The organism is Kitasatospora sp. NPDC057512 (assembly GCF_042802135.1).
In the GTDB taxonomy this organism is placed as follows: Bacteria; Actinomycetota; Actinomycetes; order Streptomycetales; family Streptomycetaceae; genus Kitasatospora.
On the sequence record NZ_JBHVET010000300.1, the window covers coordinates 1 to 9,367 of the forward strand.

The following is a 9,367-nucleotide window of genomic DNA, read 5'->3' on the forward strand; positions in this document are numbered from 1 at the left end:
GCCTTCGGCACACAGGGCCGACCCTTCTACTAGAAAGCCCAGAAGTGGTCTCGCCAGGTCCCGCAGGTGTACTGGATCGCCGGAGCAGTCCAGTCGAAACTCCCGCCCTCGATCGCCAGGCACCTGCCGCTGTTCCAATTCACCAGCTGCCTCCCGCCGTACATGGAGTCCCCGAACGCCCAGTACTGGTCCGGGTAAAGCGGCGTTCCGCACGGATACTGGGTCACACGGGCGAGATCGGCCTTCGAAGCCTTGTCCACCGACAGGCACAGCCCGCTATTGCGGTTGACGATCTTGTAGTACGTGGCGCCCTTCCACACCGCGCCTTCAAGGATGTCCCAGTACTGATCGGGATAACCCCCGCAATTGAATTGGTTGAGGTACTCGAACCCCGTCGACGCGGCCGGGACGGATAAGCACAGATTCGAGTTCACGTTATGGAAGGTGACAGCACTTCCAGTGACGGCGTGACTGTTGCCCGCCGAACCGAGGAGAAGTGCCAGGGACGCACCAACCGTTCCGGCGAGGCGCGCTACCGATTTCATGCACAGTCCTTTTCTGGGATCCGGCTTCACAACAGCCAGATCTCCGATCATTGGCATCTGCGGGCAGATACCTTGAGTCAGGCTTTAACTATGAACATGGGAACCTGGGCAGCGACAAGGGCTGGACTCGATCGATTACCAGCCAAACCCGGGTGAAAGCCGGCCGACCAGATGCTCCAGCCCCTGGCATCCCACCAGCATCATCACCAACAGCCGTCACAACGGCCCCGAACAAACAGAACACCCTGAATCGACAACCCGGGGAGGACCAAAGAGAAAGGCCCCCTGATCTGCTGCGTTTCGCAGATCAGGGGGCCTCGCTCAAGCTAACCGACGGAAGAGTCGGCCTGTACGCCGGGTTCTGTCTCCCGGGTTGCTTGCGCGGCCCGGGGAGGCGGCCATCCATCTAGGGCTGCCGTTGCCGACAGCCTCGTGCGGTCCACCCGCGGACTCGGGCGAGCAGCCTTCAATCGTCCGCGCACGGCGCCCGAGGGCGCCGATCTTGACCTTGCTCCAGGTGGGGTTTACCTAGCCGGCCGGGTCACCCCGGTCGCTGGTGGTCTCTTACACCACCGTTTCACCCTTACCCACCACGAAAAGCGGTGGGCGGTCTGTTTTCTGTGGCACTGTCCCGCGGGTCACCCCGGGTGGGCGTTACCCACCACCCTGCTCTGTGGAGCCCGGACGTTCCTCGGCGGGTCTGGGACCCGTCGCGACCGCCCGGCCGGCTCTTCCGCCGTAGTGGTCATCGTAGCCGCTCGGGCGGCGCCTCCCGTACACCGGACCGGACGGCCGGCGCCTCGGCGCCGAGGCGGGCGGCCACCCGAGCCGCCGTCGCGCTCGCCCGGGCGGTGGTGGTGGCCAGGCCGAGGGCGAGGACGGCGCCGCCGAGGCCGACCAGGATCCACCAACCGGCGTGGCTGGCCGGGGCGAACCCGGTCGCGACCGGTCCGACCACGGCCGAGGTGACGACCGTACCGATCACCGCCACGCCCAGCGACTGGCCGACCTGACGGCTGGTCGAGGCGACCGCCGCCGCCACGCCCGCCTGGGCGCGCGGCATCCCCGCGACGGCGGCGTTGGTGATCGGCGCGTTCACCATGCCGAAGCCGAAGCCGAACAGCGCGTACGCGACCAGCAGCAGGGCCGGCGGGGAGTCGGCGGAGAGCCGGGTGAGCAGCAGCCCGCTCGCGGCGAGGCCGAGCCCGGCCGCGACCAGCGGCAGGCGCGGGCCCCGGCCGGCGACGATCCGTCCGGACAGCGGCGCGCAGACCAGCATCATCCCGGCCATCGGCAGCGTCCACAGGCCGGCCTCGACCGGGCTGTAGTGCCGGACGTCCTGGAGGTAGAGGGTGCTGAGGAAGAGGAAGCCGCCGAGCGCGGCGAACGCGCAGACCGCGGTGACGGCGGCGCCGGTGAACGGCACGCTGGCGAAGAACCGGGGGTCCACCAGCGGCTCGGCCACCCGCCGCTCCCAGAGCGGGAAGACGGCCAGCGCGGCCAGCGCGGTCGCGGCCAGGGTGAGGATCAGCGGGGAGGTCCAGCCGTTGGCCGGGCCCTCGATGATCGCGGCGGTGCCGCAGCCGAGCAGCACGATCATCAGCAGCTGCCCCACCGGGTCCAGCCGGCGCGGCCGGGGGGCGCGGGACTCCGGGACGTAGCGGGCGGTCAGCGCGATGGCGGCGAGCGCCACCGGGACGTTGATCAGGAAGATCGACGGCCAGCCCGCGCCGTCCACCAGGAAGCCGCCGAGCAGCGGGCCGAGCGCCATCGAGATGCCGACCACGCCGCCCCAGACGCCGATCGCCCGGGCCCGCTCCTTCGGGTCGGTGAAGGTGTTGGTGATGATCGACATCGCCACCGGGTTGAGCATCGAGCCGCCCACCGCCTGGAGCGCCCGGAACGCCACCAGCCAGCCCAGGCTCAGCGCCTGGCTGCACAGCAGCGAGCCGAGCGCGAAGCAGACCAGGCCGGTCTGGAACACCCGGCGGCGGCCGAAGCGGTCGGCCACCGAGCCGAACAGCATCAGCAGCGAGGCCAGCACCAGGGTGTAGGCGTCGATGATCCACTGCAGCCCGGACGCCGGGGCGCCCAGGTCCCGCTGGATCACCGGCAGGGCGATGTTCACCACGGTGTTGTCGAGGCCGACGATGAACAGGCTCAGGCAGCAGATCGCCAGGACGAGCAGACGGCGGCGGCGCCCGAGCGCGGGCCCGGGGGCGGGCGCTGATGCGGCGGCGCGGGGCTGGGGGTCGGGCACGGGACCGATCCTCCCACCGCGGAGCGGGCCGGGGCGGGTGGGCGGCGCGTCCGGGTGGCGCGTGGCGTCGTCCCGCCGGCGCGGGCGGTCGGCGGTGCATCCGGGCGACGGCGGGCGGCGGGCGACGCGGGCGACGGGCGAAGCGGCCCGCTAGACCGCCGTGAAGCGGACGGTCCGGGTGGCCGGGTCCGCCGTCGTCAGCCGGACGTCGATCACCCGGCCGAGCGGCAGCCCGTCCGCGGCCGTGTCGCAGCGGGCCCGGACGGCCGGGTCGCGCAGCTGGACGGTGCCGGAGCCGGGCCGCCGCTCGTCGACGTCGATGACCACCGCGGCGAAGTCCTCGCCCTCCCGGCCCGCGAGCAGCTCCGCCTCCACCAGGTCCACGCAGGCCCGCTCGACCTCCGCGGCCCGGCGGTCCCCGCCCGCCATCAGCCCCGGGACGGCCGGCAGCGCCTCGCGCACCCACTCCGGCACGTCCTCCCCCGCCGCCACCGCCGCGCACACCTCCTGGGCGAAGCGGTCCCCGAGCCGGCGCAGCGGCGCGGTGCAGTGCGCGTACGGGGCGGCGAGCGCGGCGTGGTCCGGCTCGGCGGGGGCGGGCAGGCCGTGGGACTCGTCGAAGGCGTGGTAGCCGGCGCCGCGCAGCAGGCCCGTACAGGCGTTGAGGAAGGCGGCGTTGAGCGGGACGTCCGGGTCCAGGGAGCGGATCAGCTCGGGGTACGGGACGGCCTGCGGCCAGTCCACGTCCAGGGCGGCGGCGATCCGGCGCAGCCGCTGGTACCCGGTGGCGGGCGCGGCGGGCAGGGTGCGCAGCAGGCCGATGCCCGCGTCCAGCATCAGGTCGGCCGCGGCCATGCCGGTGAGCAGGGAGATCTGGGCGTTCCAGCCGTCGGCGGGGCCGGGGGCGCGGTAGCCGAGGACGTAGCCGTGCAGGGTCTCCTCGACCTCCTGCTCGGGCACCGGCAGGCTGATCCCGCCGCGGGCGCGCTCCTGCTCCTCGCGCAGCCGTCCGACGGTCGCGAACAGGGCGAGCTGCTCGTCGGCGCCGCCGAGCTCCACCGCGCGCTCGACGGCGGCGTAGTCCAGGCGGCGGTGCGAGCGGACCAGGGCGCGGCGCAGGTCGGCGAGGACGACGGCGCCGTCGGCGTCCAGGTCCAGCTGCCAGAGCAGGGCCGGGCGGGGCTCGCCGGGCAGCAGGCTGGCGGCGTCCTCGGAGATCCGGGTGGGGTGCAGCGGGACGCGGTGGTCGGGGAAGTAGAGGGTCTCGACCCGGCGTCGGGCCTCGGTGTCGATCGCGCCGCCGGGGTGGACGAACGCGGCGACGTCGGCGATCGCGTAGTGCACCCGGTAACCGCCGCCGGGCCGGTGGGCGAGGTGCACGGCCTGGTCGAGGTCGCGGGAGCCGGGCGGGTCGACCGTGAACAGCGGCAGGTCGGTGGCGTCGTGCTCGGGCAGCCGGGGCCGCTCGGCGGCCTCCTCCGCCTCGGCGAGCACGGCCCGCGGCCACTCGGTGTGGATCTCCAGGCGGGTGCGGAGTTCCGTCAGCTCGGTGTTGATCCGGGCGGAGTCGGCGGCCTTGACGCGCAGTTTTCGGCGAGGCATGCACGTCAGGGTAGAGCGGGACCGGCCGGTTCCGGGCCAGGCTCTGCCCGGGGGCGGCGTAAGCACTCGTACGGTGGGGGCAAGTGGCCGTGCACGAAGGGGGTTTGGGCGATGGGTGCGGTGCGGGTGGCCGGGGGTGTGGTGGCTGCGGCGCTGGGGGCGACGGGGGTGCTGCACGCGGTGTGGGCGGTGACGCCGTGGCCGCTGGGGTCGGCGGAGGAGTTCGCGGACGTCGTGGTGGGGCGGGGTGAGGGGGTGCCACCGGTGGGCGCGTGCCTGGCGGTGGCGGGGGCGCTGGGGGCGGGGGCGTACCTGGTGGGGGCGGAGGCCGGGGTTCTGCCGGGGGTGGGTCCGCGGCGGGTGCGGCGGACCGGGGTGGGGGTGGTGGCGGGGGTGCTGCTGGCGCGCGGGGTGGCCGGGCCGGTGGTGTTCGGGCGGGTGAGCGCGCGTTCGGAGCGGTTCCGGCGGCTGAACGTGCGGTACTACTCGCCGCTCTGTGTGGCGCTGGGGGCCGGGGCCGCCGCAGTAGGGTTGCGGGGTTCGTCCGCCACAGATTGTTGAGGAGTCCGCTGTGCTGGTGCTGTTGCCGCCCTCGGAGGGCAAGGCCGGGTCCGGGGACGGCGGGCCGGTGGCGCTGGAGCGACTGTCGCTGCCGGGGCTGACGGCGGCGCGCGGCGCGGTGCTGGACGCGCTGGTGGGCCTGTGCCGGGGTGACGAGGACACCGCCTCCGAGGTGCTCGGCCTCTCCCCCGGTCTGCGCGGCGAGGTCGCCAAGAACGCCGGGCTGCCGACGGCCGGTGCCCGTCCGGCGGGCGAGGTGTACACCGGGGTGCTGTTCGACAACCTCGGCCTGGCCACCCTGGACGCCGCCGCGTACGACCGGGCCGAGCGGTCGCTGCTGGTCTTCTCCGGCCTCTGGGGCGCCGTGCGGATCTCCGACCGGATTCCGTCCTACCGCTGCTCGATGGGCGTCAAACTCCCGCAGCTGGGGGCGCTCGGGGCGTACTGGCGGAGCGCGATGGCCCCCGTGCTCCCCGAGGTCGCGGACGGGCTGGTGCTGGACCTGCGCAGTTCCGCGTACGCGGCGGCCTGGAAGCCGGCCGGCGAGGTGGCCGCCCGGACCGCGACCGTCCGGGTGCTCCAGGAGCGGAACGGCAAGCGCAGCGTGGTCAGCCACTTCAACAAGGCGACCAAGGGGCGGATCGTCCGGGACCTGCTGGCGGCCGGGGCGGAGCCGAAGACCCCTGGCGAGCTGATGGACGCGCTGCTGGAGCTGGGCCACCACGTCGAGCTGGCGGCGGAGGGCACCGCGCGCAAGCCGTGGCAGCTGGACGTGGTGGTCACCGAGGCGCACTGACCCCCTGGGTGGGGGTCAGCGCAGGTGCGAGGTGTCGTTGAGCAGCCGCACCGAGGCGTTGCCGTCCGCGTAGTACTGGACGGCGCAGATCGAGGCGGCGGACAGCTCCATCCGGTACATCGAGTCCGGCGGGGCGCCGAGCGCCAGCCGGACCAGGGTCTTGATCGGGCTGACGTGCGAGACCACCAGCACGGTCTTCCCCGCGTACCGGGCGAGGATCTTGTCCCGGGCGACGCCGGCCCGGTGGGTGAGCGTGGTGAAGCTCTCGCCGCTGCCGGTCGGTTTGGCCTTGGCGGAGCCGAGCCAGGCGGTCAGGTCGTCCGGGTACCGCTCCCGCACCTCGGCGAAGGTCAGGCCCTCCCAGGCGCCGAAGTCGACCTCGCGCAGCCCGTCCTCGTACCGGACCTCCAGGCCGAGCCGGGCGGCGACGGTCTCGGCGGTCTGCCGGGTGCGGAGCATCGGGGAGGCGACGACCGCCTGGACGCTGCCGCGCGCGGCCAGCGCCTCGGCGGCCCGCTCGGCCTGCCAGCGGCCCTTGTCGGAGAGCTCCGGGTCGCTGCCGCCGCTGCCGGAGAAACGCTTCTCCGGGGTGAGCGGGGTCTCGCCGTGGCGCAGCAGGACGAAGGTGGTGGGGGTGCCGAGGTCGGCGGGGGCGGCCCAGCCGGCCTTGGGGGCGGCGGTCTCCAGCGGCGGCTCGTCGGCGACCGCGGCCTTGGGCTTCGGCTCCCACTGGCGGCCGTCGCGGCCCGCGTCCATCGCCTCGTTGGCCAGCCGGTCGGCGTCCTTGTTCCGCTCGCGCGGGATCCAGGTGTACGTGACCCGGGCGCCCGGGAGGACGGTGCGCGCCTCGGCGGCGAGCGGCCGCATGTCGGGGTGCTTGATCTTCCAGCGCCCGGACATCTGCTCGACGACCAGCTTGGAGTCCATCCGGACGTCCACCGAGGCGTCCGGGTCCAGGTCGCGGGCCGCCTTGAGCCCGGCGATCAGGCCCTTGTACTCGGCCACGTTGTTGGTGGCGTGGCCGATGAACTCGGCGGCTTCGGCGATGATCTGCCCGGTGTCCCCGTCACGGACCACCGCGCCGTAGCCGGCCGGCCCCGGGTTGCCCCGGGACCCGCCGTCGGCCTCGACGATGAAGCGCGCCGCCACCGGCTCAGACGCCCGAGTCGGCGGTGCGGACCAGGATCCGCGAGCAGTTCTCGCAGCGGACGACCTTGTCGGCCGGCTCGGCCTTGATGGCGTTCAGCTCGGTGATCGAGAACTCGGTGCGGCAGCCCTCGCAGCGGCGCTGGTACAGGCGGGCCGCGCCGACGCCGCCCTGGGTCTCGCGCAGCTTGGTGTAGACCTTCAGCAGGTCGGCCGGGATGACGGCGGCGACGGTCTCGCGGTCGCGCTTGACCTTCTCGGCCTCGCCGTCGATCTCGGCGAAGGCGGCGTCGCGGCGGCCCTCGGCCTCGGTGAGGACGACGGTGGAGTGCTCCAGGCGGGCGGACAGCTCCTCGACCCGGCTCTTGGCGCTCTCCTGGCGCTCCATGATCTCCAGCACGACGTCCTCCAGGTCGCCCTGGCGCTTGGCGAGCGAGCCGATCTCGTGCTGGAGGTTCTCCAGGTCCTTCGGCGAGGTGATCGCGCCGGAGTCCAGGCGCTGCTGGTTGCGGGCGGCGCGGGAGCGGACCTGCTCGACGTCCTGCTCGGCCTTGGTCAGCTCGCGGGCGGTGTCGCCCTTCTGGGCCTCGGCGGCGACGACGAGGTCCTTGAGCGCGGTGTGGTCGGCGGTGACCTTCTCGATCTCGGCGTGCTCGGGCAGGCTCCGGCGCCGGTGGGCCAGCTGGTCGAGCTTCGAGTCGATGGCCTGGAGGTCGAGCAGGCGGTTCTGGTCGGCGGGCGCGGCGTTCAAGCGGAGAGCTCCTGTGAATCGGGTCAGGCGGTGAAGGACATGGGGGCGTGTGCGGTCCACGGGTCGGTGACCCGGTGGGAGACCTTGGTCTCCACGGCCCAGCCGCGCTTGTCGGCGGCGGCCAGCAGGGCCCGCTCGGCCAGGGTGAGCCAGGGCCACTCGGTGGCCCAGTGGGCGGCGTCGAGCAGCGCGACGGGCGACGCCTCGGCGGCCTCGGAGGCCGGGTGGTGACGCAGGTCGGCGGTCAGGTAGGCGTCCACGCCGGCCGACCGGACGTCGGCGAGGAAGCTGTCGCCCGAGCCGCCGCACACCGCGACCCGGCTGACCAGCCGGTCCGGGTCGCCGGACACGCGGACGCCGGCGGCGGTGGCGGGCAGGCCCGCCGCCACCTGCGCGGCGAAGGCGGAGAGGGCCAGCGGGGGCTCCAGCAGGCCGATCCGGCCGGTGCCGCGGCGGCCCAGCGGGTCGGTCGGGTCCGGCACCAGCGGGCCGGTCACCCGCAGGCCCACCGCCTCGGCGAGCGCGTCCGAGACGCCGGGGTCGGCGTGGTCGGCGTTGGTGTGGGCGACGTGCAGGGCGATGCCGTTGGTGATCAGCGTGTGCACCACCCGGCCCTTGAAGGTGGTCGCGGCGACGCTGGTGGTGCCGCGCAGGTAGAGCGGGTGGTGGGTGACCACGAGGTCGGCGCCCCACTCCACGGCCTCGTCGACGACCGCCTGGACGGGGTCGACGGCGAAGAGCACGCGGTTGACCTCGGTCTGAGGGTCTCCGCAGACCAGGCCGACGGCGTCCCAGGACTCCGCCCACTGCGGGGGGTAGACCTCTTCGAGCGCGGTGATGACGTCGGACAGTTTCGGCACCTGTCGAGACTACCGTGCGCGCGGGGGCGGTCGGGCCTCGGCCGTACGGGCGGGCGCCGGGGGAACGGTCGCGGCCGGGTCGCGTCGCGTCCGCGTCGCCGGGTCGCCGTCGGCACGTCGCCCGTCCGTCGTCGGTCCGTCGTCGGTCCGTCGTCGGCCCGTCGCGGCGACGTCGACCGAGGGGCCGAGGCCGCGTCGGCCGGTGCGTCGCGACTGTTCGGACACGGGAGCTGAGGGCGTACGGGTGCACGTCAATCTGCGACGAGAGGCGCCCGGCGGGCCCCGCGCGCTCCGTACGCGGCCGCGCGCCGGGCGTCCGTTACTCACAGCAGGGTTCTCGTACGAATGCGAAACCACGCCTTTGCACCCTTACGAGTGAAGTGACCGGCTCTGCGTTGAGGCTTCGGCCGGCTCGAAAGTAACTTCACATCTGCGAACGGGAGTTGCCCCGGCGGCAGCCACGACCAGGAGTCGGGTGGTGCCGTGCCGGGCCGGACGGGATCCGGGTGAGCACTCCCGTACCGGGGCGGTACCGCCGCCCCTTCCGGAGGAACCGATCAGGCCGGGCCGTCCCCCGGGTGCCGCGAGCAGTGGGCACCAGGGGCGGTGGCCGCGACGAGGGGATGTGGTGGCGAATGGGGGCGGGCACATCGCTGCGTACGGCCGAGGACAGGGGATCGGTGGACCGCGGACCGGGTGCGGCGGGTTCGTGGCCGGAGGCGACGCGGGCGGCACCGGCCGGTGCCGGAGGCCGGGGACGCGGCGGTGACCGGGCGGTCACCGCCGGTGGCTTCCGGCGCACGGCCGGGCCGGCCGGTCGAGGGCCGGTGCCGCGCGCCGTCGAAC

At 73.9% G+C, this 9,367-nt stretch carries 8 protein-coding genes and 1 other RNA gene; 2 read left to right on the top strand and 7 right to left on the bottom strand.

From position 1 onward, the window contains the following. Nucleotides 1-29: 29 nt before the first annotated feature. The 4 genes from ACFU6K_RS20350 to ACFU6K_RS20365 form a co-directional block, all read right to left on the bottom strand. Nucleotides 30-545 (bottom strand): RICIN domain-containing protein, encoded by a 516-nt coding sequence (locus ACFU6K_RS20350; RefSeq protein ID WP_380664902.1) that lies wholly within the window; start codon nt 543-545, stop codon nt 30-32. A 334-nt stretch (nt 546-879) separates the two neighbouring features. Continuing rightward, nucleotides 880-1,277, bottom strand: an RNA gene (rnpB, locus tag ACFU6K_RS20355) — RNase P RNA component class A. Nucleotides 1,278-1,290: 13 nt separating this feature from the next. Then, nucleotides 1,291-2,805, bottom strand: a complete 1,515-nt coding sequence (locus tag ACFU6K_RS20360; RefSeq protein WP_380664904.1) for an MFS transporter — start codon at nt 2,803-2,805, stop codon at nt 1,291-1,293. A 150-nt stretch (nt 2,806-2,955) separates the two neighbouring features. Then, on the bottom strand, nt 2,956-4,407 hold the full coding sequence (locus ACFU6K_RS20365; protein WP_380664906.1) for an RNB domain-containing ribonuclease: 1,452 nt from the start codon (nt 4,405-4,407) through the stop codon (nt 2,956-2,958). 111 nt (nt 4,408-4,518) lie between these two features. On the opposite strand from ACFU6K_RS20365, the gene ACFU6K_RS20370 reads away from it, so the two are divergent. Both ACFU6K_RS20370 and yaaA read left to right on the top strand, forming a co-directional pair. Continuing rightward, complete coding sequence (locus ACFU6K_RS20370; protein WP_380664908.1) at nt 4,519-4,968, top strand: DUF3995 domain-containing protein; 450 nt, start codon at nt 4,519-4,521, stop codon at nt 4,966-4,968. 10 nt (nt 4,969-4,978) lie between these two features. Then, nucleotides 4,979-5,764: a peroxide stress protein YaaA gene (yaaA, locus tag ACFU6K_RS20375; protein ID WP_380664910.1), complete on the top strand. Its 786-nt coding sequence runs from the start codon at nt 4,979-4,981 to the stop codon at nt 5,762-5,764. 15 nt (nt 5,765-5,779) lie between these two features. Here yaaA and ACFU6K_RS20380 read toward each other — a convergent pair whose 3' ends face one another. Genes ACFU6K_RS20380 through ACFU6K_RS20390 form a run of 3 tightly spaced genes read right to left on the bottom strand, consistent with a single transcriptional unit; the run spans nt 5,780 to nt 8,521 of the window. Then, nucleotides 5,780-6,913: a bifunctional RNase H/acid phosphatase gene (locus tag ACFU6K_RS20380; RefSeq protein WP_380664912.1), complete on the bottom strand. Its 1,134-nt coding sequence runs from the start codon at nt 6,911-6,913 to the stop codon at nt 5,780-5,782. A 4-nt stretch (nt 6,914-6,917) separates the two neighbouring features. Further along, entirely contained in the window at nt 6,918-7,661 is a 744-nt protein-coding gene (locus ACFU6K_RS20385; protein ID WP_380664914.1) for a zinc ribbon domain-containing protein, read from the bottom strand. Between the two features lie 23 nt (nt 7,662-7,684). Further along, nucleotides 7,685-8,521 (bottom strand): Nif3-like dinuclear metal center hexameric protein, encoded by an 837-nt coding sequence (locus tag ACFU6K_RS20390; protein ID WP_380664916.1) that lies wholly within the window; start codon nt 8,519-8,521, stop codon nt 7,685-7,687. Nucleotides 8,522-9,367 lie beyond the last annotated feature (846 nt).

Bases quoted from the DNA above. Each gene is read 5' to 3' on its own strand.
- ACFU6K_RS20350 (WP_380664902.1), bottom strand. From the start codon at position 545: ATGAAATCGGTAGCGCGCCTCGCCGGAACGGTTGGTGCGTCCCTGGCA.
- ACFU6K_RS20365 (WP_380664906.1), bottom strand. From the start codon at position 4,407: ATGCCTCGCCGAAAACTGCGCGTCAAGGCCGCCGACTCCGCCCGGATC.
- ACFU6K_RS20370 (WP_380664908.1), top strand. From the start codon at position 4,519: ATGGGTGCGGTGCGGGTGGCCGGGGGTGTGGTGGCTGCGGCGCTGGGG.